This window comes from Rhodococcus globerulus, from assembly GCF_019334125.1.
Taxonomy (GTDB): Bacteria; Actinomycetota; Actinomycetes; order Mycobacteriales; family Mycobacteriaceae; genus Rhodococcus_F; species Rhodococcus_F globerula.
This window is the reverse complement of the sequence record NZ_CP079698.1, coordinates 2,335,460-2,361,299: the sequence shown is the minus strand read 5'-3', so window position 1 is coordinate 2,361,299 and position 25,840 is coordinate 2,335,460. Positions and strand designations below refer to the sequence as shown.

The following is a 25,840-nucleotide window of genomic DNA, read 5'->3' as shown; positions in this document are numbered from 1 at the left end:
GCGCAGACGCTTAATGGGGATTACCTCCAAAGGGTGCAGTTCAAACCACAACTTTGCGCAACCTCGACCACCAGCTCGTGACGTGCGACCGAACCGAACGCTCACACCGCGCTTGTGACCTCCGTCATCTCGGGGTACTGTTCCTAACCGAGGTTGAGCACACAGCCGATGAGGGATTATCCATTATTTATGGGGCCCGATATCGCGTGCGCCCCTGGTGGATGTCCCCCGTTTCTTTGCACAGTGTATGCCGTTGCGGGATGGGAGAACCATGACTGTTGTTCCAAAATCATCTGTTCCAGGATCGCCTCTTTCCGGGCCGTCCGTCTCTGGATCGTCTGTCCCTGGGAAGGCGAACGTAGGTTCGAAACCGGGCTTTTCGTACGCAGGTCGAGGTTCGCTCGACTACGGTCCGCCGCCATCGGCGACGTCGACCGCCTCGTTTCGCGCGAACAAGGTCAGTGCCTCTACGGTCGTGATTTCGGTTCGCGGTGAAATCGACTTGTTGAGCGTCAACGCATTCCGTGATTATCTGTCCAGCCAGGTTGTGCCGGGTCGGACCCTGGTTGTCGACATGTCGGATCTCGAATTCATGGGTATGTGCGGGTTGTCGTCGTTGTCGATCCTTGCCACGCTCACCCGGGATGCCGGTGGTGCTCTTGCCTTGATCTGTGGTCGACCGGTTCAGCGTCTCCTCAGGGCCGCCGGCCAGGAATCCATGTTCGACTGCTACACCTCGTTGGAGCACGCAGTCGGCCTCGGCGAAACCAAACGTTTCCTTGCCTGAAAGCGCTGAGTCATACGGCGTTAAGGAGTATCGGAGATACAGCGTTAAGGCGAATCGAACTTAAGGAGAATCGGGTCGCTCACCGAGCTACTTCGCTTCGGTGAGCGACTCTGTGCGCCCGCGTGCGGGGCGGCGCGGTGACGCAGCGACCATAGGTCCGCACAACTTCGCCGGCCACGTGTTCCCACGAATACGATTCGCACATCCTGGCTCTGCCCGCGCGTGAGAACAAGGCTCCTTCCTCAGCGTTGTCGAGCAAGTGCCGAACCACCCTCGCGGTCTGCTTCGGATTGTCGACCGGAACGCGGTGCCCGGTCAGTCCGTCCACCACGGTGTCGCGCAGCCCGCCGACCGGTGTTGCGACAACGGGAACACCGCAAGCCATAGCCTCGAGCGCGACGATGCCAAACGGTTCGTAGCGGGCCGTGCAGAGCAGTGCGTCCGCCGACCGCATCAACTTCGGCAGCGACTGGTGGGGAACGCGGCCGAGCAGTTTCACTCGATCCGCGACGCCCAGTCGTTCGGCGAGCTTCTGCAACTGCGTGGCGATCTCGTCGGTAGGCAGACCTGACGACGGTGGACCGCCGGCCACCACCAATTCGGTGTCGGGCAGCGACGCCAGAGCCGCTATCGCGATGTCGAATCCCTTCTGCTCTACCAACCTTCCGACGCACAACAATCGGTGCGGCGCGTTTCGTTTTGCCCGCGGCCCCTCCGGAGTGAAGTGGTCGATGTCGACGCCGGACGGAACCATGGTTGTCCGCGAGCGAGGCGAGCCGAGCCGGACGAGATCGAACACCTCGTCCGAGCTCGTCGCGATTACATGCGTCGCACCCTTCGCAACCAACTGCTCCAGATGGGAACGCTCCGAGGGGTTTTCGTCGGACAAGCCGAGATGGCGCCGTTCCGTGATACCGAGCGAATGGAATGTTTGCAAAACCGGGATGCCGAGAATCCTCGTTGCCAGTTCCGTGGCTATACCCGACATCCAAAAATGCGCGTGCACTACGTCGGGCCGGTCCAGAGTCCACAAATTCCGTAGTTCACTACCGAATTCGCCGAGATACTGCAGTAGTTCCTTGTCGCTCAGCGCATGCAGCGGACCGGCTTCGGCATACACGACGGTATAACCACCGCGTGCGCGAACACGGTCGGGACCGTGCGCACTTTGCCGCCGCGTGTACACCGTAACGTCATGGCCCGCGCGAACGAGCGCCGAGGACAACTCGTCGACGTGCAGATGCTGGCGTCCGGCAACGGAATTGCCCACCTGAGCCAGTGGGTCCGCATTGACCGACACCATGGAGATATTAAGCATTCGTCCGGGTGCGATGGCGGGCGAATAAGTCATCTGGGCGCCTCTCGGTTGACTGTTTCGTCTTCGGATACCCCCAGTGCATGATCTGAACCGGGTTTCGCTGCGCCCCGGGATGGGCACATTTCAAACACGCAAGGTGAGGAGTGGATCGATGACCGAACAGGTACTAGTCGACGCGAGTGTGGGGCTCGGATTCCAGCGGTACATCCAGTCGGTGGCCGAGGGCGTCGGCGCAGGAATCGAGCAATGGTGCTGCCGGGGTGAGCATCCGATGGAGGCGTACATCGCCCTCGATCGAGAGGTGCCACGTTTCCCCGGCCGGGAAGTTGCATTGCTGTGGGAGGAAACATGTGGTTGGGCGTTGGCAGTGGAAACCCGATCGGGTGAGGATCTGATCGTTCTCGGATACTTCGGGGACGACGCAGTGCCCACTGCGGACGTGGTCGCGGCATTCGGCGCGAGCGTCGGCACTCCTGACGCCCGGATGCGTCGACGCGCGTCGTGGACCAACGATCGTCCGCTGGCAGATTCCGATCGGACTGCGCGCCTGCTCCGTCAATACGGTCACGACGCGAACTGATCGAATCCGCAAACTCACTACGTTCAGAACAACTAATTCACTACGTTCAGATCAACTAGTTCACTACGTTCAGTGCCGGATCCAGGACCGGCGCTGACGCCGCCTCTGTGTCCAGATCATCCATCAGCCGGAACACGATGTGCCCGCCGATTGCGCCGCCGACACCGATGGCGCTCAGCCCGACCAGTGAAAGCAACCGCGCGAGTAGCGGAGGCGGGGAATCGTTGCTGCGCAAGAAGTACGACACCAGGAAAGCGTCGATGCCTACCGCATTGCTCGCGGCGTGGACGAGCCCGACCCGGCGCGCGATCGTGTCGCGTTCAGACCAATCGAGCCAGCCCGTGATGAGGGCGGGCGGTGTTGTGACCAGTCCGAGAAGGATCAGGTTGCGCACTGTTTTCGGGTCCCGCACAACATAATCGAACACAACGGATGCAGTCCACGCTCCGATGGGGACGGCCACCAGTGCGGGATGTAGCGGGTGCTCGACTGGTGATCCACGAAGGATCGACGCAACTTTGCGCGTAGCCGGTGAGCGTGAGGTTGCGTCGAGGATTCTGCGTTGAAGCCCTGTGGACGGACCGTCCAGTTGGTCGGCGGATTCGATTCTGCGGAAAAGGTTTCCGATATTCATGTAATTCGGCTACCCCAGGTGCCGCCGGGGAAACCCGCTTGTCGGGCTGTGTGCTCAGGCGTACGGTCGAATCGAAAGAGATCCGATCCGAGGAGCCAACATGAAGCTCAATCTCTTTGCGGCCTGGGCGTCGTACTTCCTGGTTCTAGTCACTGTGGTCTGTCTGGGCGGATTCCTCTTCGCAGCCGGATCAGGCAACGCCGGCTGGGCGCTGGTTTCGGGGTTGGCGGCAGCGGTGTCCATAGGCCTCATGATCGCGCTGTACAGCGGAACCGTTCGGCACGATCACAAGGTGCATCGGGAAACGCCCCACTTGTTCTGACTCTCCATCAGGCTGTTTTTGAATATCCATCAGGACTCGGCGAGTCGAGCCTTCTCGATCTCGACGTCGAAATCGGCTGGTGGCCATGACAGGTCGAGGCTCTCGAACGCGTCGATCAACAGTTCGGTGACGGCGATGCGGCTGTACCACTTGCGATCACACGGCACGACGTACCACGGGGCGTGCTCGGTGGACGTCTTGTCGAGCATCGCCTGATAGGCCTCTTGATATGCGGGCCACAGTTTCCGTTCGGTCACGTCGCCCGGGTTGTACTTCCAGTACTTCTCCGGCCGGTCGAGTCGCTCCTGCAGACGTTTCTTCTGCTCGTCGAGCGATACGAACATCGCGACCTTGACGATGGTGGTGCCGGCGTCGACCAGTTCCTTCTCGAACTGATTGATCTCGTCGTAACGTGCTCCCCAGACATCCGGCGGCACCAGATCGTGAACTCGCACCACAAGAACGTCCTCGTAGTGAGAGCGGTCGAACACCCCGAGATAACCGCCGCGGGGGAGTTGCTTCTTGATCCGCCACAGGTAGTGATGCTGCTTTTCCTCGTCTGTCGGAACACCGAAGGACGCGTGGTCGACGCCCTGCGGATCGACGTGCCCCACGACGTGGCGGACCATTCCGCCCTTGCCCGAGGTGTCCATTCCCTGCAGGACGAGGAGGACTGACCGCGAGTCACCCGAGCGACCGTTGGCATACAACATTTCCTGCAAGCCAGACAGCACGGCGCCGCGTTCTTCGAGGAGACGCTCGCCGTCAGCTTTCTTCCCGGTGAATCCCGGAGTGCTGTTGCGGTCGAGACCTTCGAGATCGAAGCCAGGCTGTGATCGAAGGATCGTCACGGCCGGTGTTTCCCACAGCGAGTCGTCTGTCATACCCGGAGACTGTGCCACAGCCGAGGTGGCCTCCGTGGGAACTGCAGGCTCAGTCGTTTTCGGGAGCGATCAGCGGATGCGGCATGGATTTGAACTTGGCCGGCGAACCCTTGACGGCGGCGATACCGGTGATGCCGCCCCACGTCATCATCGTCAAGTAGTCGATCAAGGATTCAGCGGACATCGACTTGTTGGAGATCCACCAGTGCGTCGCCAACTGAATACCGCCGACGATGCCGTACGCCCACGGCAGAGATCCGCCGGAATCCATTTCCATCTCGCGCAGACGATTGCCCAGCACCGTGGACAGGAGTTCGGCGATCATTCGCTCCGACTCGGCGACGACGTCACGACTTGCGCCGGCTCCGTTTGCCATGACATAGAGGTAGATCGCCGGGTCCGACGCAACAGTCTCGACATACGCGGTGATCGTTGCGTGTGTCAGTTCGAAATCGTCGAGTTCGTCGCTGATGGCCTGATAGATGCGCGGCGCGAGAATTGTCTCGACGTACCGCATCATCGTGGCCGTCGTCAGGTCACTCTTGTCAGTGAAGTAGCGGTAGAGAACAGTCTTGGAAACGCCGATTTCGGACGCGATCTCATCCATACCGATTTCACGGCCACGCGCCCGGATCGCTGCGATGGTGCCGTCGACAAGCTCTTCACGTCTGGCGATCTTGTGTTCGCGCCAGCGTCGTTTGCGTCCGTCGGACTTCTCGGGCTTCGTGTCAGCGACAACTGGGCCGTCTACCTGCTCGTTGTCCTGCACAGCGTTCTTAGCCACGGGGTATCTCATATCTGTGGTGCGATCCACGTCCGAGCGGTCTCATTCCGTTTCAGCTTAGTGTCCGGGGAATTACGGTGGGCACGCACCTGCGGCTTCGACGCACCAGCGACAAGCTTTCGGCACAATGGCAAGGGTGCAGCAATTGAGCCCTAACGCTTTCGACTCGACTTTCGGCGACGACGCCAAGCGTCGGGACCTCCGCAAGATGAAGTTCTTCGCGACCGGTCTCCTCGGTTTCGCGACGGTCGTCTATCTGTTCTGTCGATGGCAGGAATCACGCGGCGCGGGCGAGTGGGTCGGGTACGTGAGGGCTGCGTCCGAGGCAGGAATGGTCGGCGCGCTGGCGGACTGGTTTGCCGTCACGGCGCTGTTCCGTCATCCGATGGGCATACCGATTCCGCACACGGCGATCATCAAACGCAAGAAAGACCAGCTCGGGGCCAGTTTGAGTTCGTTTGTCGGTCAGAACTTCCTGGCCCCGGACGTTGTGTCCGCGAAGGTGCAGCAGGCACAGATCCCGCTGCGGCTCGGGACGTGGATGGCCGAGCGAGACAACGCTGCGCGTGTTGCCGCGGAGACGTCGACGATCCTGCGGGGACTGGTAGAAGTGCTGCGCGACGAGGACATCGCGCAGGTCATCGACCACACGATCGTCAAGCGGTTGGCAGAACCGATGTGGGGCCCGCCGATCGGCCGGGTACTCGGTGAGCTTCTGAAGGAGAACAAGCAACTGCCGATCATCGAACTGCTGGCCGAACGCGCTCATCAGTGGGCGCTCGGCAGTCAGGAGACCATCGACCGGGTGATCGTCCGGGACTCTCCCGCGTGGTCGCCGAAATTTGTCGATGCGATGCTCGGCGAGAAGATCTACAAGGAACTGGTCGAGTTCACGTGGAAGGTGCGGGCAAATCCCGAGCACGAGGTTCGGCTGGCGGCTAATCGCTTCCTGATCGATTTTGCGGACGATCTGCAGAATGATCCGGAGACGATCAAAAAAGCCGAGGGCATCAAGGCCGAGATCATGGGGCGAGAGGAAGTCACCGGACTCGCGTCGGCGACGTGGAAGGTCGCGAAGCGGCTGATCATGGAATCGGTCGACGATCCCAACAGCACCCTGCGGACCAAGGTTGCCGAGAACGTCGTCGGATTGGGCATCCGCCTGCGCGACGACGAGTCGATGCGAGGGAAGGTCGACGGGTGGTTGGCCGCCGGTACGACGTACATCGCGGAGAACTACACCGACGAGATCACCGGTGTCATCAGCGACACCGTCGAGCGCTGGGACGCCGAAGAAGCAAGTCGCAAGATCGAGCTTCAGGTCGGTCGTGATCTTCAGTTCATCCGCATCAACGGCACGGTGGTCGGCGCGATAGCCGGTCTGTTCATCTACACGGTGTCGACGCTGATCTTCGGCTAGTAATCGGCCCTCGAATGTGACGTGCACCCCAGTGCTAGCAGTAGTGCTTGCAATAGTTAGCACCCTCTCCTACTCTGGGAAATGTCCACAGGAAAGGGAAGACGCAATGTCTGCGAAGTCGACGAACTCCGATGAAGGAGAACGTGAATCATCCGGTGCCGCAGCCGGAGCCAGCGACTTGGCAGCGCGCGTCGTCAGCTCTGCGGCACACGACATCGGGGGATTCATTCGTGCGCAGCGCGAAGCCGCACAAGTCTCGATGCGCCAACTTGCACAGCTCGCCGGTGTAAGCAATCCGTACCTCAGCCAGATCGAACGAGGACTACGGAAACCGTCTGCCGACGTGCTCGCGCAAATAGCAAAAGGGCTCCGAGTGTCTTCGGAAGTCCTCTACGTCCAGGCCGGATATCTCGAACAACGGCCACATAGTCCGATCCGTGACGCCGTGCTCGCAGATACCTCCATCAGCGAGCGACAGAAACAAGTGCTGCTCGAGATCTACGACTCGTTCTGTCGGGAGAACGATTCGACGCGGCCCGCTGCAGTAGCCCAGAGCGCAGCCCCCACCACAACTCCGGACTCAGACCTCCCAGAAGGAGAACACCATGACCGATAAGACCGCCATCGACAACGTCAAGACCTCGATCTACGCCGCAGTCGGCGCCGGCGACCTCGTCGTCCAGGCCGTTGCCGACGTTGTTGCCCAGGTTCGTGAGCGCGCCGAGACCAGCCAGGACGAGGTCACCGGCCGCGTCGACGGTGCACGCGAAAAGTTCGCCGCAGTGCAGGGCGACGTCGTGGAAAGCGTTGAGGCTCTTCGTGAGCGTCTCGCCGGCCTGCCGTCCGAGCTGCCCGAGGAGCTCGCCGAGCTGCGCGAGAAGTTTGCACCCGAGGAGCTCCGCAAGGTCGCCGAGGCATACCTCAAGGTTGCAGGCGATCTGTACAACTCGCTGGCAGAGCGCGGCGAAGATGCAGTTGAGCGCATCCGCAAGCAGCCGGCCGTCGAAGAGGGCATCGCCGCTGCGGAGTCCGCTCTCGGTGACGCCGTCGAGCTGACCGAAGACGCACTCGGAACCGTTGCCCGTCAGACGCGCGCCGTGGGCGAGCAGGCTGCCAAGCTGGCCGGCCGCGCTGCCGGACGCATCTCCGACACCGCCGAAGAGGTTGGCGAGAAGATCTCCGACGCCGGCGAGAAGATCGCCGATGTGGGCGACGAAGCTGCGCTCAAGGTCCTCGACCTCGGCGACCAGGCAGATGAGGCTTCCAAGGAAGCTGCAGCTCGCGTGACCGCTGCCGCATCCGATGTCCAGGAGCGCGCAACGGCCGCTGCCAAGAAGGCTGAACCCGCCAAGGCTGCACCGGCCAAGGCTGCGCCGGCGAAGGCTGCTCCCGCGAAGGCTGCTGCCGCACCAGTGAAGGCCGCTCCGGCCAAGACCGCTGCACCGACGAAGGCTGCACCGACCAAGAAGGCTTGATCGGCCGGCTCGACAAGTGAGAAGGCTCCTGCGCTCTCGGGTGCAGGAGCCTTCTGTTCGTGATGTCGGACTACGGAAACTAGGATGTAAGACGTGGTAGCTGTGGATGGCATTATCGGCCTGATTTTTCTCGCACTGAAGTTGCTTGCCTTGGCAGGTGCTGTCTTCGCGATCGTGCATGCCGTGCGGCAGCGCCCCGACGCGTTCACCGCAGTCAACAAGCTGACCAAGCCGATCTGGCTTGGCATCCTTGTCGTCGCGGCTTTGGTGCTGTTGGTGACGTCTCCGGTGGGAATGCTGGGCATCATCGCGGTAGTCGCAATCTGCGTCTATCTCGTTGACGTGCGGCCTCGCGTGGACGACATCCAGCGCGGTCCGCGCTGGTAGCGCGTTTTTCGCAGTTCGTCCCCACCGGGGTGGCACTATGCGGTGCTATTGTGGGTTAACGGCAGTCACACATAGATTGCCGGTCCTCGTGGGGAGTGAACTGCGATGTCTGTCGAGCATGGTCGATCTACGAACGATCGGCGCCCCTCCCGACTGACGCGTGCCGGTGACCGCCAGGAAACAGCGTCCAAGCTCCTTGCCTCGGCTGCCCGCACGTCCTACGACCCGTTGATCGAAATCGACTGGGAAGCTCCCGTCCCCGGCGACCTGTACGGGATGAGCCCCGAGTGGTGCAGCCTCTACGGCACGCCGATGTGGGACGAGATGACGCAGCAACAACGCATCACGCTCACCATCCACGAGGCCGCCAGCATCGCCGGCACCGGCATCTGGTTCGAAATGATCCTCATGCAGATGCTCGTCCGCGACATCTACTTCCACGATCCTTCCACGGCGCACGTGCAATTTGCGCTCACCGAAATCGCCGACGAATGCCGGCACTCCACGATGTTTGCGCGCTCCGCAGCCAAATTCGGCGTCCCGTCCTACCGCCCGAAGACCTGGATCCGCACCGCTGCGCGCCCGTTCAAGGCCACGGCCACCGGATCCCTGGCCTACGGCGGAACACTCTTCGCCGAAGAAATCCTCGACATGATGCAACGCGAATTCATGCGAGACGCCCGAGTACAACCGCTCACCCGAACCGTCAGCAGAATCCACGTTGTCGAAGAAGCCCGCCACATCAGATTCGCCCGCGAGGAAACCGTCCGACGAGCAGCCAACATCACCCGGTTCCAGCAAGCCCGCGTCCGGTTCGTCCTTGCCGTCACCGCTTACTTCGTGGTCACCAGCCTCGTGAACAAGAACGTTTACGCAGCCGCCGGACTCGACGCCGAAGCGGCAATCCACGCCGCGAAAAACAATGTCCACTACCACGACATGGTGCGTCGAGGATGCGCGAATACCGTCGAGTTTCTTACCGAGGTCGGCCTGATCGGCGGCCCGTCAACGATGTTGCTGCGCCGAGCGCACATCATCTGACACCCATCATCCGTATCGATTTTCTTTCGAATTCAGTCAGGGGTACATGCATGTCCAGCAGTTCGCGAACCACCACACTCCGGGTATTGGCCGGAGTTGCCGGAGCCGGAGCGTTTGCGGCAGCCGTCGCCGCTATCCGTCGTCGTAGCTCCACCAGAGGGCTCACTCTCGTTGCCGACGTCGAACCGAACGCACTCTTGAAGACCCCGACGTTCAAAGCGGACATCAGCGAACTGACCACCGAAGACGGCGCGATCATCAACATCCGGGCATACGGCCCCGTCGACGGTGATCCCATTGTTCTCAGTCACGGCTGGACCTGCTCAACCGAATTCTGGTACCCACAGGTCAACGCGCTGGCCGGCGAGTACCGGGTCATCACGTACGACCAGCGCGGACACGGACGCAGTACTGTCGGCACCCTTCCGCTTGGGCCCGACGTACTCGCCGACGACCTCTCGGCAGTGCTCGGAGCGACCGTCCGTGAAGACAAGAAAGCCGTCATCGTCGGACACAGCATGGGCGGCATGAGCATCATCGCGTGGGCCGGAAAGCACCCCGGCGACGTCAAGAAGTACGCGTCGGCGGTAATGCTGGCCAGCACGGCAAGTGACCGTCTGATTGCCGAAACCACCGTGATTCCGCTGCCGGAACGCTTCCCGCGGGTGCCGGTTCCGGTCGGCCGCGCCATCCTCAGCTCGCCCGTGCCATTCGTGTCCTCGGGCGCGATGACCAAGGCGATCCAGTACGTCTCGATGTCGCCCAACGCCACCAAAGCCGAAGTTCAGTTCTGCGAGAACATCGTTCGAGAGTGCAAGCCGCGCATCCGCGGCGGTTGGGGAGCGGCCCTGAGCACTCTCGACATTCACGAGGGACTCGACAATCTCGAAGTGCCGACCACCGTGCTCGTCGGATCACTCGACCGACTCACGCCACCCGTCCACGCACGCAAACTCGCGCAGGTGCTCGACGAAGCCGGCAACCTCGAACGGCTGATCGTGATTCCCGGCGTCGGTCACATGTCGTCCATCGAGAGCATCGACGAATTCGACCGCGAGATCGTGCGGTTGCGCAATCTCTAGCTGAACGCCCTGCCAGCTGAACACCCTGCTAGCTGAACACCACAGTCTTGCGGCCGTGTACCAACACCCGATCTTCGAGGTGCCACCGCAAACCGCGGGAAAGAACAAGCTTTTCGATATCGCGACCCTGGCGGACCATGTCGGCAACATCGTCGGCATGGTCGACGCGTATCACGTCCTGCTCGATGATCGGGCCGGCATCAAGTTCCGCGGTGACGTAGTGGCACGTCGCACCGATCAGCTTCACACCCCGAGCAAAAGCCTGGTGGTACGGGCGGGCCCCGATGAACGACGGCAAGAAGCTGTGATGGATGTTGATCGCGCGGCCCGCCCAGTGCTCGCACAGTGACTGCGGCAGAACTTGCATGAACCGAGCCAGGACAACCGCGTCCGGGTCATGGGCGTCGACCAGGGCGCGCACCTTCTCGAAGGACGGTCCGCGTTCGGCCGGGTCCTTGGGGAAGGGAACGTGGTGGAAGTCGATCCCGTGACGCTCGGTCACGCTGCGCAAATCCTCGTGGTTTCCGATGACGGCGCTGATTTCGGCTGGGAGTTCGCCGCCGGCCGCGCGTCCGAGGAGGTCGTGAAGGCAGTGACCTTCCTTGCTCACCAGCAGGACGATTTTCTTGGGAGCCCCCGAATCGTGCAGCGTCCACTCGGTTTCGGGTCCGATCTCGGCGGCAACGGCCTTGAAACGCTCACGCAGTTCCTCGATGCTGATACTCACCGACGATGCCCGCACTGCCTGACGAGTGAAGAACCAACCGGTGTCCGCGTCAGCGTGATACGCCGCTTCGACGATCCAGCCACCGACATCGGTGAGGAAAGACGAAATGCGTGCGACGATGCCCGTCGTGTCCGGGCAGCCGAGGGAGAGTACGTAGCGTCGATCATCAGTCGAGGGTGCAGCGGTCATACCGCCTAGTCTCTCAGGTGTCGCAGTGCCGCTCGACGCATGGTCGTATGCCAAGCTTTCTTTCATGGCCCACGCTGCGCTCACTCGTTCACAGGTTGCCGCAATGGTCGACCACACCCTGCTCAAACCCGAAGCCACGGCCGCCGACGTCACGGCGTTGATCGACGAGGCCCGGGAATTGGGCGTTCTCGCTGTGTGCGTCTCACCGTCGATGCTGCCGATCCGGGCCGACGGTCTGATCACCGCCGCTGTGGTCGGCTTTCCGTCCGGCAAGCATCACTCCTTGGTGAAGGGTGCCGAGGCTCGTCTTGCCGTTGATCAAGGTGCCCGCGAGATCGACATGGTCATCGATGTCGGGGCAGCACTCGCCGGTGACTACAACGCTGTGCTTGCCGATGTACTCACCGTCCGTGAAGCCATGGGCGAGCACGCGGTGCTGAAGGTGATCCTCGAGACTGCGGCACTGCCCGACGAAGCGATAGTCGAATGCTGCCGCGCGGCAGTACATGCGGGCGCGAACTTCGTGAAAACTTCCACAGGTTTCCATCCCGCCGGCGGGGCAAGCGTCGAGGCTGTTGCGTTGATGGCCAAAACCGTCGGGCCGTCGGTGGGAGTCAAAGCCAGCGGTGGAATCCGCACGACGCAGGCAGCACTCGACATGATCGCTGCCGGTGCCACCCGCCTCGGGCTTTCGGGAACCCGTGCTGTGCTCGATGGTCTGGGGGAGTAGCACTGGATTACCCGATTCGGAAGTGATTCAGACCTGATTCAAAACGGTGGCGGGTCGTTGCCGTAGTCGACGGTTTTGTGGGGCACGCGCTTTCGGGGTGTGGAGATCGGGAAGGTTTGCCGCCGTTTGCGTTCCGCATTCTTCGCCGCCCGGTTTTGAATCTTGACGCGGCGATGTTTGCGTTCACTTCGGATGTGGGCGGCTTTGTTCTCGAGTCGTGTTCGTCGTCTGGTTCCGCCTTCCGGTGGCGGTGGTTCCTGCATTCCGGCGAGTAGTCCGGCGGCTCTGGTGCGGTAGCAATGCCCGGTCTGCGAGGTCAGGGTGATGCTCCGATCCGGGTTCGGGTGGAGCCTCCACTTCCCGGAATGCTTGAGGCGGTGATGGTTGCGGCAGAACGCACTCAGATTCGACGCGACCGTTTTCCCGCCCTTCGCAGGGTCCGCGTGGTTGAACGGATCGTTATGGTCGAGGTCGCAATTCCAGGCGGGGACATCGCAGTGCGGCCATTGGCAGCTGCCCGCGCTGACCCGCAGCCACGCATCGAGTGCCGCCCCGGGGCGGTACACCGATGCCGAGTCGGGCTCAGGTGTTTCCGGTACTCGCACTTCCCTCACAGTGGCGTCTTTCGCGATGTCACGGGCATGCTCAGCACTGATCACCCCGTACCCGTCGAGATGCGCAGGTTCATCCGACCCTGCGCGCAGGGCGGAATCGTGCATCACCGCATGCACCAACGGCCTACGCACGATCACCAGACCACTGCGGTCCTGCGGGCAATCACCGCGGTCGCAGTCGCACACCAACACCGTCGAACCACTCACCAAAGCGCCCAACGCATCCGCGCGCCGCTGCTCATACGTACGGGAATCACGGCGACACACCGACATCGCCAACTCCCGCAACCGGCCGTCAAAGGCGCGGGCCTGCTCCGCCGGGATACTGCCCAAGATGCGGGCCATCCCGTCCTCGGCGGCACTGACCCCCACGAACCGATCCGCCAGGGCCCGGCGGCGTCGTTCCCGCATCCCCTCCGGATCGACGCGGGCCACGATCCGGTCGATCGCCGCTGTCAACCGGCGACCCGTCAAACCGGTACCACCGTCCACCGGTGGAGCCAACACCTGCTCGAGCAGCAAGCGTTCGACCTCGTCGATCAGCTCGTCACCGACATTCGCGGTCGCGGACTCGATCAACCCCACCCGGTAGAAGTCGAGTTCGCCGCGGGCCATCGCGGCCCGTGTGCGATGCAACCGCGTCTTCAAAGCAAAACCCAACCCGATGAGCTTCCCGGCAGCGGCACGGCCCATCGTCAGGACCGCGCCGACCTCGGATTCCGCCAACTCGTGCGCCGACGACGTCCACGTACCGCCCTCGACATGCTCGGCGCTGCGGCGGGTGAAGAACTCCGCCGCCACGGCCAGTTTCCGCTCGGCCAGCATCGCCTCACATGAATGCAAGTCACTCATAAGATCGATTAGGGCGCAATCAGTTTCGGTACCACTCAGCTGTGCCGAGATACCGAAACTTCCCACCCCCGGATCGAACATTCCCCAACCGTAATCGAAATTCTGTTCGAATAGAACGGTTATTCGAAATCAGTCGGAAAAGTCCGAGAACAGGTAGAGATCAGGTGAGAATTCCGCAGCTGTCAGGGACTGCGGATGCATTCTGGGCCGAGGCATTGGCAACGGGCATCGCGTAGGCGCCGCCCTCGAGTGAAATCTCGATCGCGTCATCGGTAACGGTGAGCTCGGTGGGCTTCATGTCCAACGGGTAGGTCTGCAGGCTGTCGGTCAGAGTCTGGACGATGCCGTCGACCAGGTCGGTCGGAAGTCCGAATCCCAGGATCTCGGCGCCGACGGTTTGTACGTCGACAACTCCGTTCGAGATAGTCGGCTTGACCGTGAGCTTCGCGAGACCTGCCGGTCCGACGTCGAAGGCCAAAGTTCCCGCGGCGGAATCAGCCGTGACACCGGTGACAAGTCCGCCGAAGGTCTGTTCCTGGAGGGTGGCCAGGATTCCGGCCGTGGACCAGGTGACATCGGCGCTCGAGCTTCCGATGGTTCCGCTGTTTCCGTCGGACGGTTGGAGATTGATGTCGTTGACCTTTGCGTGGACCTGCATTCCCGTTGCCGGCCCGAATGACGAATCGTCACTGTCGATGGTGATGTACGGGACCTTCTTGTCGATGGCCTGAAGCAGGACAGGCTTCCAGCTCAAGCCCACGTCTACCTGCGAGCCGAGTTCACTCTGAAACTGGTCGGCCATGCAGCTTTTGACTTGATTGCGAACGTAGAGTTCTCCGCCGACAAGCGCTGCGACCAGTACAGCGATCACGACGAGCAGGATGATGAGCACACGATTGCGCGGGGGCGCGTTGTTTGCTGCGACAGTCATCTCAGGGATTCTTCCCGACGACTCTGAACGAACTCTGTGAATACGCGCCCATCCGATACTGTGATCTGAAACACAGAATGCCGTAGCCTGGCGGAAAAGCGCTCCAGACGGTCACCGGAGGTGGTCATGGCTCCAGACTATGAAGCACTCGAATTGTTGGCACTGCGCCAATGTGGGTTTGTTGCGACTGATCAGGCCGCCGCCCTGGGTTTTTCCGGCAGTGACTGGGACTGGCTCTTGGAATCCGGAACCTGGATTTCGGAGTGTCCGGGGCTGTTCCGACTGGATCGGGTGCGCCGCACCGCGATGGACGAGTTTGCCAAATGGTGTACGTGGTTTGCCGGCCGAGCAACCGTTTCGCACTACAGCGCTGCCGAACTTCACGGTCTCGGCCACTTACAACCACGGTTCCTGCACTTGTCCGTCGGAGTGCCCGTTTCGGCGCCGACTCGTCAGCTTGCTCTGCACCGATGCTTGCTCGCGGAATCGGAATGCGAGCAGTTCGGAGCCATTCGAATTACGACGCCGGTGCGTACTGTCCTCGACATTGCGTCGGGTGGCATTTCCCAGGACCTGCTCAACGAAGTGGTGTCCGACGGCGTCGCGATCGGTCGACTCGACGCCCATGAGTTGTACCGCTCGTGCGAGAACGCCGCCGTCGACGTGGCTGTTCGCGTGGAATTGGCACTCACCGCAAGCCTGTAGTGGTAACCGACCTTGTGCCAAATGCACCAATTTGGCGAAAAGGGTAGTTGCGTTACAGGCAAAGGGATAACGTCACGGCATCAAAGCAGATGGACACTTGTCCTAGACACCTGTACTGGACGCCTGTCTGCTCCGTCGTCGAGAGGGATGTCTGTGAGTGGTGTTCGCCGTGTTGTCGGTGGTTTGAGTGTGTTTGCTGTTGCTGCGGGTTTCGTGGCGGTTGCGGGGGTCGGGGTTGCGGGGGCTGCTCCGGTGACGGCTGAATTCAATTCGAGTGGTTACAAAATCACTCGAACAATCAGTGACGGGACGCCGTCCGAAGGTGATGTGATCACCTCCACCACGGTATTCAAGCGGACCGACTTTGTGGTCAATTATCTGTACGCGGTTCGGGATTTTCATCCGTCGTGCATGACGTATGTCGAGGGTTCGGCGAAGGTGAACGGGAAGGCGTACGCGCCGGAGACTCCGGTGAGCACTGACTCGGTGCGCGTGAGCGCGAGCATCACCGATTGGCCGTTGTATCAGAACAATACGAAGTCGTTCGAGTTTCAGTATCGCGTCGGCGCAGGGTGTGACCGCGGTATTGATTTGGCGAGCACCGTGCATTTCGACGGTTCGGCTTGGGTGAATGACACGACAAACGGTCGTGGTCCGTCGATCAATGTTCGGAAGAACGTGTCGTCGACGGTCGTGTCGCCGGTCAGCGGTGCCCAGGTGGGTCAACCGGTGACGTTGAGCGCGACGGTGACCGGTGGTGCCGACGGTGATCCGGTGGAGTTCTTCGACGCCGGTTCCAAGATCGGCGCCGGCACGCTCGCCAATGGTGTTGCCACACTTGACTGGACACCGACCACTCGTGGGAATCACTCGATTACCGCGAAGTTCGCCGGCACCGCGCGAGCTGTCGAGTCGACATCGGCGGCGCTGAACGTGAACGTCTCGCAGGCTGATTCTCCGTCGACTACCGCGCTGGCACCGATCTCGGGCGCTCAGGTGGGTAAGTCGACCACCCTCAAGGCGACGGTGTCTGCGCCGGGAACGGGTGGGACGGTGACATTCAAGGTCGGCGCCACGGTTCTGGCTTCGGTGCCGGTCGCAGGCAATGGCGAAGCCACTTACGCCTGGGTTCCGACGGTTGCGGGCGCGCAGACGGTTGAAGCTGTGTTCGCGGGCCGATCCGGTGTCACCGGGTCGAGCGCCACAGCGAGTACGACAGTTGCCGAGCAACCAGTCGGAACGACAAATTCCACAACAGTTCTCAGCGCCGGAGCGGGTCAAGTCGGTGTTGCGCAGACCGTTTCGGCTCAGATCAACCCGGCGAACGCCGGTGGCACAGTCACCTTCAAGGACGGTGAGTCGGTCATCGGCACTGCAACGGTCGATTCTTCCGGTAAGGCCGGCATTTCGTGGACGCCGGCAACTCAGGGCCAGCGCGTCGTAACGGCCGAGTACTCGGGCGCCGGAACAGTGACGGCTTCGGCCGATCAGGTCTCCGTTCAGATCGCAGCACCCGTCGACGGCGGAGGGCCCGGTACCGGCGGAACAGGTTCGCTCGGCAACCTCGGAAACATCTTCGGCTCCTAAGGCATTCGACACCTGGTGATGCCCCGTCCGCGTGAAGCGGTGGGGCATCACCCATATCGCTCGATTCTCGAGAAGGAAAATCTATGTCTGTTGGTTTTGCACGCCGTGTTGTCGGTGGTGTGAGTGTGTTTGCTGTTGCTGCGGGCTTCGTCGCGGCTGCGGGTGTCAGTGTCGCGGGTGCTGCTCCGGTGACGGCGGAGGGAAATGTGCACGGTTACCAGGTTGTGCGCACTATTTCGAACGGAACGCCCAGTGTGGGTGAGACGATTACCGTGAAGTCGGTACTGACTCGAACTGGTTCCCTCGAATACTTGCAGCAGGTCAAGGATGTTCATCCGGATTGTCTTACCTATGTGACGGATTCGGCCAAGGTTGACGGTTCGGCGATCGGCCGTGACAAGGTCGAGGTTGCTGCCGACTACGCGAAGATCTCTGGCAGTTGGGCGGTTTACTGGGATGGTGGTCTGATCAATCCGAAGTACCGAACGGTTGAGTTCAGTTATACGGTCGGTGCGGGTTGTGCTCGTGGTGTGGATTTGACGACTGAGTTGCATGTGAGTGGGACTTTGGGGTCGGGGCAGCTCAAGGGTGTCGGTCCGTCGATCAGCGTCGCGAAGAACGTGTCGACGACGACGTTGTCCCCGGCCAATGGCGTGCAGTTGGGGCAGTCAGTTCCGCTGAAGGCGACGGTTACCGGTGGCGCCGACGGTGATTCGGTGGAGTTCCTGGACGGTGGCACCACGATCGGCGCCGGCACGCTGGCCAATGGTGTTGCCACACTTACCTGGACACCGACCGGCGTCCGCACACACACCGTGACGGCCAAGTACCTCGGCAACACGAAGGTGGCAACCTCGACGTCGTCGGCAGTCGACGTCGTTGTGTCCGAAGCGGACAAGTCCACGGCAACCACGATCACCGGCCCAACGACTGCGGACGCAGGTGAGTCCGTGACTCTCGAGGCTTCGGTCTCGCCTGTTCCGGTGGGCGGCACGGTGCAGTTCAAGGACGGCACAACCGATCTCGGTAGCGCAACGACCGTCGACGCCAACGGCAAGGCCTGGCTGACGGGTTCCTATGCAGCCGGTGAGCATTCGATCGTGGCGGTGTACTCCGGTTCCGGTCTTTACCAGACCTCGACGTCGACGCCGCATACCTTGACGGTCGCTCCCGTCGTGGTCGAGCAGAGCACCACGACCACCCTCGTCGGTCCGTCGAGCGCTTCGACAGGAGAGGAATTGTCGTTTACTGCCACGGTGTCGACCGGCGCTGCGGGCGGCACGGTGCAGTTCAGGGAAGGGGCCAGAGATATGAGCTCGCCGATTCCCGTAGACGCCTTGGGTAAAGCCACGATCACACCGACGTTCAACGACGCCGGTGAATACAACATCACCGCAGTGTTCTCCGGTTCGGGGAACTTCCTGGGTTCGACCTCGAGCGTTCAGACTGTGAAGGTCGCCGCGCCGGCTCCCGTCGATCAGCAGACCCAGACGGTCTTGACTGTTCCCGCGAACGCAAAAACCGGTACGGCAGTGGGTCTTTCCGTGACGGTCACGCCGGCTCCGTCAGGTGGCACGGTGCAGTTCAAGGACGGTTCGGGCACTCTCGGTTCGCCGGTGGTGGTTGTCGACGGCAAGGCGTCGATGATGCATGAGTTCGGCAGCGTCGGTACTCACGACATCACGGCGGTGTACTCGGGTGCGAGCGGATTCCTCACCTCTACCTCGGTCGTGCAGACGATTTCGGTCACGGCTCCGGCCGCAGAAGATCAGGAAACGTCCATCACAGTGAGCGCTCCGGCGTCCGCCACGAAGGGCGCAAAGGTAGATCTGGCTGCTGCCGTTGTACCCACGCTCAACGGCGGGACGGTTCAGTTCATGGACGGCGCCACCCCGATCGGCGGACCGGTTGCGGTAGTGAACGGTAAGGCGACACTCTCGCATGCCTTCACCGAGGTCGGCGATCGTCGGATCACCGCGGTGTTCAGCGGAACTGACGGATACCTCGGTTCCGAGACGCAGGCCGGCGTCACCGTCAAAGTAACGGCAGAGCCTGGCACCGGCGCTCCGACCGGTTCGCTCGGAGACCTGGGCGCCATCTTCGGTTCCTAGCTCGAAGCAGCATTGACGAAAGGCCCCGCCGCGGAGAACATCTCCGCGGCGGGGCGCTTCGTGTCTGTGAGGTCAGGGGTTCGGGGCTACAACGTGCCAGGGCACGGTCAGGATGCAGTCACGCACGCGTCGCCGCGCCGGTTGAACCGGAATGCCCTGCCCACGAAGTATTTCCAGTGCCGCAGCCCAGCGGTGTCTGGGGCCGAACGACGCATGGGGCGCCGCAGTGGCCCACGCGCGATCCGCGGCCGTGAGTAGCGCGTGAATCGGTTCTCCCGGAACATTGCGGTGAATGAGGGCCTTGGGTAACCGTTCTGCGATGTCCGACGGTTTCTCGATGTCGAAGGGATCCCACGCCAAGGTGAGAGTCAGGGGTCGGTGCGCATCGAGCAGCACCCAGGCGCACCGACGCCCCAGCTCGTCGCACGTCCCGTCGAGGATCAAACCGCCAGGCGCCAAACCGGACTGAATGTGCGACCACGCCGATTCCACCGCGTCTTCGGGGTACTGGCGCAAAACGTTGAAAGCGCGAACGAAAATCGGTGACAGGCCGGCCAATTCGAACCCGCCGCGCGCGAAACTGACTCCGTTGCGGCTTTCCACCACGCGGGCGGGGTCGATTTCGAGTCCGATGACCCGGCGGTCGCGTCGTACTGCGGTGAGGCGGTCGGCCATCTCGAACGTCGTGTCGGGGCGGGCGCCGTAGCCGAGGTCGACGATCAATGGGTCGGCAGCGTCGTGCAGTGCCCGTTGAACGGCCCGGTTGTGCACGAGCCAGCGGTCGCTGCGCCGCAGACGGTTGATGCCGGTTGTGCCGCGTGTGATGACACCCTCGATCTTCGGGGGTGGAGCAGTCCTCACCGGGGGTCAGCGAGCGGCGAGCCAGGTCGCGGTGACCTGAGCTTCGGTGCGGAACAGGTCGACAAGATTGGTGAGCATCAGCTCTTCCAACTTCCCGCCGACAAAGGGGATGTGCACTTTGGCTTCCGACGACGTCCGCAAGGTGCATCCTGTTTCGGTGCCGAACAGTTCCATGGTTCCGGTGAGACTGCCCGGTCCGGCCGGGATGGAGGCCTCGTAGGTTCCGGTTACCGTGTCACCGAACGGGCTGTACGACTCGGTGCGCGTGATGATCAGATCGTTGCGCATGACGGTCTGCGCGATATCGGGTAGATCGGTGCGGGGCAGGACGTGGTGCAGGACGAGTTCGATTCCGGAATCGCTGACCTCGAAATGTTCCACCCGATTTTCGGAATGCTTGCGCATCTCCTCGACCCGGGCGTCCCAGTATCCGCGATCGGTCAGTGCTTCGTAGACCTGTTCGGGGGAGTGCTGGTAGCGGGCGGAGTAGTCGATGCGTCGAGCCATGATCGCAAACGATACCGGCTACCTGCTGTTACAGAAAAAACCTACCCCGCCCGCAATGCCCTATTTTGCGATCCAGTCCCGCGTGAAGTCCTGCTCCGCCTCGATCAGACGGGTGACCTCGTCGACGATCGCGCTTTCGATCTTGCCGCCGAAAATCGGGATCTTGACCTCGACCTCACCGGTGGCACTCAAGGTGCAACCCGTGTCGTCTCCGCTGAGCACCTGGGTGCCCTCGATGCGGGCAGGGACGCCGTCGACGTGCGCCGAGAAGGTTCCCGTCGCGGTTCCGCCGTTGAGCGGTGCGATGGTCTCGCTGCGCTTGATGACGATGTCACCCTTGATGAAGTTGGAGACCATGGAGGGAAGGTGCTCGGCCGGAATGACCTGCGACATGGTGACTGCGACGGTTTCGTCCCGGACAGTCAGTTCGTCGATGGTGGCGCCAGGGCCACCTACTGCGGCGATACGGTCACGCCAGTACTGCTCCGACGTCACCGCCTCATGGACCTTGGCGACGGGGACGGTGTACTTCGATGAATGCTCGATGCGACGGCTCACGATTGTGGAGGCTACCGTTTACCGATGTGTGGGACGTAACCATTGGCCAACGCGTCGTAGATTCCGGCGCTTTCGTGTCCGAGAACATTGACCTGTCCGGATTGACGACGCTCCGGGTAGGAGGACCTGCGCGGCTGCTCGCGGAATGCCCGACGACGCAGTCTCTGGTCGACGTCGTTCGGCTTCTCGATCGTGAAAACGTGCCGACGCTGATCTTGGCGGGCGGGTCGAATCTCGTCATTTCGGACGAGGGTTTCGACGGAGTTGTGGTTCGTGTGGCGAACACCACGGTGACCCTCGACACGGATCGTGTTGTCGCCGAGGCCGGCGCCGTGTGGGACGAGGTGGTCGGTCAATCCGTCGCCGCGGAATTGGGCGGACTCGAAGCCCTGTCGGGAATCCCTGGTTCGACGGGCGCAACCCCGGTGCAGAATGTCGGCGCATACGGCGTCGAGGTGGGCTCGCGACTTCGGCGGGTCCAGTTGCTCGATCGCCGCACCGGAGAGGTGTCCTGGGTCGATCCGTCGACTCTGCAACTCGGCTACCGCTCGAGCGTCCTCAAGCATTCGGACGCAGCGCTGGTTCTGGCGGTCGAACTCGACGCGACAACGGATGGACTGAGCGCGCCCCTGGCTTACCGGGAACTGTTCACGGCACTCGATGCTCAGGAAGGTGATCGATTGCCGTCGTCGCAGGTCCGCGAAGCTGTTCTGGGTTTGCGCGCCGGTAAGGCGATGGTGCTCGACCCTTACGATCACGACACGTGGAGCGCGGGTTCCTTCTTCACCAATCCGGTTGTGCCCGAGGATCGGTTGCCCGCAGTTCTTTCCGCTATTACGACGCAGCTCGGGGATGTGACTGTCCCGCAGTATCCGGGGGTCGGCGGAACCAAGCTGTCGGCGGGGTGGCTGATCGAACGAGCCGGCTTTTCCAAGGGATACCCGGGCGAGGACGCGCCGGCTCGGTTGTCGACTCGTCACACACTCGCCCTGACAAACCGCGGCGACGCGAAGTGCTCGGACATCGTGGCTCTCGCCCGCACCGTGCGAGACGGCGTGGACGCCGTGTTCGGTGTGCGTCTCGAGCCGGAACCGGTCACCGTGGGTTGCCGGATATGAGCTGACAATCGTTAGCGCGGGTAGCCTGTTGAGGTGCATCAGCTGGGTATTCGGAGAAAACGTTCGCGTCTTGCTGCTTTGGTAGCTGTTCTGCTTGCGGCGATGCTCGCTGTTGCGGGATGCACCATCGGTGGCGCCGAGACGGCCGGCGAGGCATCACCAGCTGACAAGGCACCCGTTGCGCAGGTTGTCGAGACGCCGGTTGTCGGTGCCAGGGACGTCAGCCCGATCGCCCCGGTATCCGTCACAGTCACCGGCGGCACTCTCGACGAGGTTGCGCTGAGCAACTCGGCGGGTACCCCCGTCGCAGGTCAGCTGTCTGCGGACCGGACGTCTTACGTCGTCAGCGAGGCTCTCGGGTACGCGGCCACGTATTCGTGGTCTGGTTCCGCCACCGGCACGGACGGAAAAACCGTTCCCGTCGAGGGCAGTTTCACAACGTTGGCACCCGATTCGCAGACCGGCGGCACCCTCAACATCGCCGACGGTCAGGAAGTCGGAATAGCAGCGCCGATCACCCTCCAGTTCGACAACTCCGTCGTCGACAAAGCAGCAGTGGAGAAGGCGCTTGTTGTCACGAGCGTTCCGGCGACCGCAGGTTCATGGGCGTGGCTGCCGGACGATAACGGGGGCTCGCGCGCGCATTGGCGTCCCGCCGAGTACTGGGTCCCGGGAACCGTCGTTCATCTGGACGCGAAGCTGTACGGACTGAACTACGGCGGCGGCGCGTACGGCGATCAGGACCTCACTCTCGATTTCACTATCGGTCGTAGTCAGATCGTGAAGGCAAACGCGCCCAGCCACCGTATGCAGGTCGTCCGCGACGGCCAGACGATCATGGACATCCCCGTCAGCTACGGCGAAGGCAACGAGGCCCGCAACGTCACGCGCAGCGGCATCCACATGGTGACCGAGAAGTACGAAGATTTCCTCATGTCCAATCCGCCGTTCTACGAGAACGTCCGCGAACGGTGGGCCGTTCGCATTTCCAACAACGGTGAGTTCATCCACGCAAACCCGCAAACCACGGGAGTTCAAGGTTCGTCGAACGTCACCAACGGATGTATCAATCTCTCGATGTCGGATGCGCAGGAGTATTTCGGAACCGCGCTGTACGGCGACCCCGTCGAGGTGACCGGGACGTCGATCGACCTCTCCGCCGCCGACGGCGACATCTACGACTGGGCGATCGATCTCCCGACCTGGAAGTCCATGTCCGCGCTCGCCTGAGCAACAAGAATCTTTTCTCTCGACGGAACCCCTGGCATCACCGATGCGTCTATCCAGGTAGACACGGATGAATTCGGGGGGATAGTCGTGAGTCTTCATGGTGTTGTGGCGGATGGTCTCGCCCTTGTGGCATCGGTGCCCGGTCGTGTCGCCGATGTGGCATTGGCACCGACCGCTGTGCTCCAACATTTCACCGACGATCGCGGCGAGTTCGACGACACAATCGCCGAAGCATCGAAGGTCGCCGACCTGGAACGCGAAGTGAACTGGGCAATCCGCGATGCGCTGACTCCGCGGGCGACGGCGTTGGAGTACAGCGAACACGCCATTATTGAAGACGATCCCTTCGACGCGATGTCTCATGCTCAGATTTTTGCGCATGTCGACGAGATGAAGCCCGACATTCTTGTCGCGATCAGTAAGGCCTGGACCGAGATATCGGAGCGGGTTGTGAATGGAATCTCGGCCTTCAACCTCGCCGTCGGATCCGCAATCGGTGACGGCTGGCAGGGCAAGGGTGGATCTGCGGCCTTGGAGGCTGTTCTTGCGTACTCAGCTGACGGCCAGGAACTTCAGACACGAGTGCAACTGGTAGCCAACAAAGTCGAAGAAGCAAAGATCGCACTGGGACAGGCAAAACAGTCGATACCGCGTCCAAGCGACGCATCGCTTGGGGAACAGCTCATCAGCATGATTCCAGGGGAGTCGTGGCGTCAGGCGCAACATGAAGCCGAAGAAGCGGAGCGACTGGCGCGCCAGGTCATGAAGGAGATGTACCTGCCGTACATGAAGCGCGCCGATGATCAGGTTCCCGTCCTGCCGCCCGCATTCAATCCCATCACCTCCGGCGGCGGAACCTCCGGCGGCCGTAGTCCGTTCCAGACCGGTACCGATCAGATGTCGTACGAGCAAGCGGCATCCGCCGCGGGCAACTACCAAACATCTGGCGGTGGTAGCGGATTGGAACAGCGCACAGCTGATTCGCCAGGTGGCGCCGGGACTGACCCGACGGTCGGCGGCGCGGGTAACGGTGCTTCGGCTGGTGGATCAGGTGCGACGCCAGGCGCTGCGCTCGGCGACAGCGGACGGGTATCCGGGTCGGGAATCGGCCGGAGTGAAAGTGGTTCCGGGCCGGCGACTACCTCGGCGGCGTCCGCTGTGCCGCAGTCTGTCGGCAGTGGGTCCATCCCTGGTGTCGGACATGGCGCCGGACTTGGTGGAGGTACCGGTCTCACCGGCGGACCTGGGAGTGGCGGATTTGGCGGCGGCGGATCTGCAGGTGGGGCAGGTGGCGGCATCGCGGGCGGTGGATCAGGCGCGAATGGATTGGGCGGCAGTGGTTTGGGTGGCAGTGGGTTGGGTGGCAGTGTGGCAGGCGGCGGCCTGGGCAGTGCCGGCGGCAGCGGTGCCCGCGGCGGTGCGGCAGGCAGTCTCGGAGCAGCCGGTAGCCGGGGCATGATGGCCGGCGGAATGGGAGGCATGGCAGGCGGCCGCGGACAAGGCGACGACGACAAGATGCACGAGACGCCGGGCTACCTCATCACTCTCGACAACGGAAACGAACTGATCGGGGACCTGCCGATGGTCACGCCGCCGGTGCTGGGGCAGTGAACACTGGTGCTGGGGCAGTGAACACTGGTGCTGAAGCTGTGAACACACAGTCACAGTGGCGCTTCACCGGAATGGAATTCCAGATTCTGTGGGAAGCCGTAGGTCGGGACAGATTGCCGTACCCATTGAAATTCCGTCCTACGGCCGAAACCATGACCGAACTGACTATGCAGCGGAAAAACGCGGCACTGCGGATCCGGCAGATTCTCGACGAGAGTATGACCGACGCGTTGCAGATACTGGCGGAGCCCACTGTACGCATCGAAGTGTCTGGATTTCACGGCGCCCGGATGAACATGGTGACACGGCTGCACGGTGCGATCGCCGGCGAGTGGGGAGTGCTGGTTGAGCAGTTGCCAGGTGCGGCAGCTGATTCCGGCTCCGATGTTGTTCTTTCGGTGCAACCGGCGTCGGTGCTGGTGTCCGCGATGGTGACGCACCTGCCGCAATGCCCGGCGGGGAAGGTTCGGGTCGCGTCGGCTCGGAGCACGAAACATATTCCGGGAGAGTCGATCCTGAGTCGAGCCGACGATCCGCGACCAGCGCAGGAGCTGGGGAGGTTCTTTCGTCGGCCGCGCACGTCGATCGGTGAAATCACTATCTCGTCGGGCAGTGCCATAGACAGCAGACCGAACCGGGGTGACGTTGTCTTTCAATGGAACGACTTTGCCGACGACGGTAGGTACATCGTGAGAGGTGGTGAAACGCTCAGCGCTGTTGCGGCTTCCGCCCTCGACGTGGAAACGGCGATCATGGCCGCCGTTTCCACGAAGAGGCAACAACGCTAGGTGGTCG

At 62.1% G+C, this 25,840-nt stretch carries 27 protein-coding genes; 17 read left to right on the top strand and 10 right to left on the bottom strand.

Annotated features, from left to right (window positions below; genetic code table 11):
* Window positions 1-247 precede the first annotated feature (247 nt).
* On the top strand, window positions 248-787 hold the full coding sequence (locus KYT97_RS31165) for an STAS domain-containing protein (RefSeq protein ID WP_342393910.1): 540 nt from the start codon (window positions 248-250) through the stop codon (window positions 785-787).
* Between the two features lie 79 nt (window positions 788-866).
* Here KYT97_RS31165 and KYT97_RS10720 read toward each other — a convergent pair whose 3' ends face one another.
* Window positions 867-2,138, bottom strand: coding sequence for a glycosyltransferase (locus KYT97_RS10720; RefSeq protein WP_095886755.1), 1,272 nt, complete (start codon window positions 2,136-2,138; stop codon window positions 867-869).
* A 118-nt stretch (window positions 2,139-2,256) separates the two neighbouring features.
* Between KYT97_RS10720 and KYT97_RS10715 the strand changes: the two genes are divergently transcribed.
* Entirely contained in the window at window positions 2,257-2,685 is a 429-nt protein-coding gene (locus KYT97_RS10715) for a DUF6292 family protein (protein WP_045063918.1), read from the top strand.
* Window positions 2,686-2,740: 55 nt separating this feature from the next.
* Here KYT97_RS10715 and KYT97_RS10710 read toward each other — a convergent pair whose 3' ends face one another.
* Window positions 2,741-3,319, bottom strand: a complete 579-nt coding sequence (locus KYT97_RS10710) for a DUF2231 domain-containing protein (protein WP_045063917.1) — start codon at window positions 3,317-3,319, stop codon at window positions 2,741-2,743.
* Window positions 3,320-3,419: 100 nt separating this feature from the next.
* On the opposite strand from KYT97_RS10710, the gene KYT97_RS10705 reads away from it, so the two are divergent.
* On the top strand, window positions 3,420-3,641 hold the full coding sequence (locus KYT97_RS10705) for a hypothetical protein (protein WP_033235535.1): 222 nt from the start codon (window positions 3,420-3,422) through the stop codon (window positions 3,639-3,641).
* A gap of 29 nt (window positions 3,642-3,670) precedes the next feature.
* Here KYT97_RS10705 and KYT97_RS10700 read toward each other — a convergent pair whose 3' ends face one another.
* Complete coding sequence (locus KYT97_RS10700; protein WP_033235534.1) at window positions 3,671-4,525, bottom strand: polyphosphate kinase 2 family protein; 855 nt, start codon at window positions 4,523-4,525, stop codon at window positions 3,671-3,673.
* A 49-nt stretch (window positions 4,526-4,574) separates the two neighbouring features.
* Window positions 4,575-5,309: a TetR/AcrR family transcriptional regulator gene (locus KYT97_RS10695; RefSeq protein WP_033235533.1), complete on the bottom strand. Its 735-nt coding sequence runs from the start codon at window positions 5,307-5,309 to the stop codon at window positions 4,575-4,577.
* Window positions 5,310-5,445: 136 nt separating this feature from the next.
* Between KYT97_RS10695 and KYT97_RS10690 the strand changes: the two genes are divergently transcribed.
* The 6 genes from KYT97_RS10690 to KYT97_RS10665 all read left to right on the top strand — a co-directional run bounded on the left by KYT97_RS10690 (window position 5,446) and on the right by KYT97_RS10665 (window position 10,714).
* On the top strand, window positions 5,446-6,729 hold the full coding sequence (locus tag KYT97_RS10690) for a DUF445 domain-containing protein (RefSeq protein ID WP_033235788.1): 1,284 nt from the start codon (window positions 5,446-5,448) through the stop codon (window positions 6,727-6,729).
* Between the two features lie 106 nt (window positions 6,730-6,835).
* Entirely contained in the window at window positions 6,836-7,345 is a 510-nt protein-coding gene (locus KYT97_RS10685; RefSeq protein ID WP_245006067.1) for a helix-turn-helix domain-containing protein, read from the top strand.
* Window positions 7,335-8,204: a heparin-binding hemagglutinin gene (locus KYT97_RS10680; protein ID WP_219112222.1), complete on the top strand. Its 870-nt coding sequence runs from the start codon at window positions 7,335-7,337 to the stop codon at window positions 8,202-8,204. Before KYT97_RS10685 ends, KYT97_RS10680 begins: the two co-directional genes overlap by 11 nt.
* Before the next feature lie 93 nt (window positions 8,205-8,297).
* Window positions 8,298-8,591 (top strand): DUF2516 family protein, encoded by a 294-nt coding sequence (locus tag KYT97_RS10675; protein WP_033235530.1) that lies wholly within the window; start codon window positions 8,298-8,300, stop codon window positions 8,589-8,591.
* A 105-nt stretch (window positions 8,592-8,696) separates the two neighbouring features.
* Window positions 8,697-9,632, top strand: a complete 936-nt coding sequence (locus KYT97_RS10670; protein WP_219112220.1) for an AurF N-oxygenase family protein — start codon at window positions 8,697-8,699, stop codon at window positions 9,630-9,632.
* A gap of 50 nt (window positions 9,633-9,682) precedes the next feature.
* Window positions 9,683-10,714, top strand: a complete 1,032-nt coding sequence (locus KYT97_RS10665; RefSeq protein WP_033235528.1) for an alpha/beta fold hydrolase — start codon at window positions 9,683-9,685, stop codon at window positions 10,712-10,714.
* 28 nt (window positions 10,715-10,742) lie between these two features.
* Here the strand turns inward: KYT97_RS10665 and purU are convergent, their stop codons facing one another.
* Entirely contained in the window at window positions 10,743-11,630 is an 888-nt protein-coding gene (gene purU, locus KYT97_RS10660) for a formyltetrahydrofolate deformylase (RefSeq protein WP_033235527.1), read from the bottom strand.
* Between the two features lie 64 nt (window positions 11,631-11,694).
* Here purU and deoC point away from each other — a divergent pair, with 64 nt between their 5' ends.
* Entirely contained in the window at window positions 11,695-12,360 is a 666-nt protein-coding gene (gene deoC / locus KYT97_RS10655) for a deoxyribose-phosphate aldolase (RefSeq protein WP_033235526.1), read from the top strand.
* Between the two features lie 38 nt (window positions 12,361-12,398).
* On the opposite strand, the gene KYT97_RS10650 is transcribed toward deoC, so the two are convergent.
* Entirely contained in the window at window positions 12,399-13,907 is a 1,509-nt protein-coding gene (locus tag KYT97_RS10650; protein WP_219112218.1) for an HNH endonuclease signature motif containing protein, read from the bottom strand.
* A 79-nt stretch (window positions 13,908-13,986) separates the two neighbouring features.
* Entirely contained in the window at window positions 13,987-14,757 is a 771-nt protein-coding gene (locus KYT97_RS10645; protein WP_033235524.1) for an LmeA family phospholipid-binding protein, read from the bottom strand.
* A gap of 126 nt (window positions 14,758-14,883) precedes the next feature.
* Here KYT97_RS10645 and KYT97_RS10640 point away from each other — a divergent pair, with 126 nt between their 5' ends.
* The 3 genes from KYT97_RS10640 (at window position 14,884) to KYT97_RS10630 (ending at window position 19,160) form a co-directional block, all read left to right on the top strand.
* Window positions 14,884-15,462, top strand: a complete 579-nt coding sequence (locus tag KYT97_RS10640; protein WP_092803323.1) for a type IV toxin-antitoxin system AbiEi family antitoxin domain-containing protein — start codon at window positions 14,884-14,886, stop codon at window positions 15,460-15,462.
* Window positions 15,463-15,609: 147 nt separating this feature from the next.
* A complete protein-coding gene (locus KYT97_RS10635) occupies window positions 15,610-17,049 on the top strand; it encodes an Ig-like domain-containing protein (protein ID WP_219112217.1) in 1,440 nt (479 codons plus the stop codon).
* 83 nt (window positions 17,050-17,132) lie between these two features.
* Window positions 17,133-19,160 carry an Ig-like domain-containing protein gene (locus KYT97_RS10630; RefSeq protein WP_116101755.1) on the top strand — a complete coding sequence of 676 codons (2,028 nt, stop codon included), beginning with the start codon at window positions 17,133-17,135 and terminating at the stop codon, window positions 19,158-19,160.
* A gap of 72 nt (window positions 19,161-19,232) precedes the next feature.
* Here KYT97_RS10630 and KYT97_RS10625 read toward each other — a convergent pair whose 3' ends face one another.
* Genes KYT97_RS10625 through KYT97_RS10615 form a run of 3 tightly spaced genes read right to left on the bottom strand, consistent with a single transcriptional unit; the run spans window position 19,233 to window position 21,086 of the window.
* On the bottom strand, window positions 19,233-20,021 hold the full coding sequence (locus tag KYT97_RS10625; RefSeq protein WP_033235520.1) for a hypothetical protein: 789 nt from the start codon (window positions 20,019-20,021) through the stop codon (window positions 19,233-19,235).
* A gap of 6 nt (window positions 20,022-20,027) precedes the next feature.
* Window positions 20,028-20,528 carry a DUF2505 domain-containing protein gene (locus KYT97_RS10620; RefSeq protein ID WP_045063896.1) on the bottom strand — a complete coding sequence of 167 codons (501 nt, stop codon included), beginning with the start codon at window positions 20,526-20,528 and terminating at the stop codon, window positions 20,028-20,030.
* A gap of 60 nt (window positions 20,529-20,588) precedes the next feature.
* On the bottom strand, window positions 20,589-21,086 hold the full coding sequence (locus KYT97_RS10615; protein ID WP_033235518.1) for a DUF2505 domain-containing protein: 498 nt from the start codon (window positions 21,084-21,086) through the stop codon (window positions 20,589-20,591).
* 74 nt (window positions 21,087-21,160) lie between these two features.
* Here KYT97_RS10615 and KYT97_RS10610 point away from each other — a divergent pair, with 74 nt between their 5' ends.
* The 4 genes from KYT97_RS10610 (at window position 21,161) to KYT97_RS10595 (ending at window position 25,833) form a co-directional block, all read left to right on the top strand.
* Window positions 21,161-22,204: a UDP-N-acetylmuramate dehydrogenase gene (locus KYT97_RS10610; RefSeq protein ID WP_245006066.1), complete on the top strand. Its 1,044-nt coding sequence runs from the start codon at window positions 21,161-21,163 to the stop codon at window positions 22,202-22,204.
* Between the two features lie 33 nt (window positions 22,205-22,237).
* A complete protein-coding gene (locus KYT97_RS10605) occupies window positions 22,238-23,434 on the top strand; it encodes a L,D-transpeptidase (RefSeq protein ID WP_219112215.1) in 1,197 nt (398 codons plus the stop codon).
* A gap of 87 nt (window positions 23,435-23,521) precedes the next feature.
* A complete protein-coding gene (locus KYT97_RS10600) occupies window positions 23,522-25,045 on the top strand; it encodes a hypothetical protein (RefSeq protein WP_219112214.1) in 1,524 nt (507 codons plus the stop codon).
* 71 nt (window positions 25,046-25,116) lie between these two features.
* Window positions 25,117-25,833, top strand: coding sequence for an ESX secretion-associated protein EspG (locus KYT97_RS10595; protein WP_245006159.1), 717 nt, complete (start codon window positions 25,117-25,119; stop codon window positions 25,831-25,833).
* Window positions 25,834-25,840 lie beyond the last annotated feature (7 nt).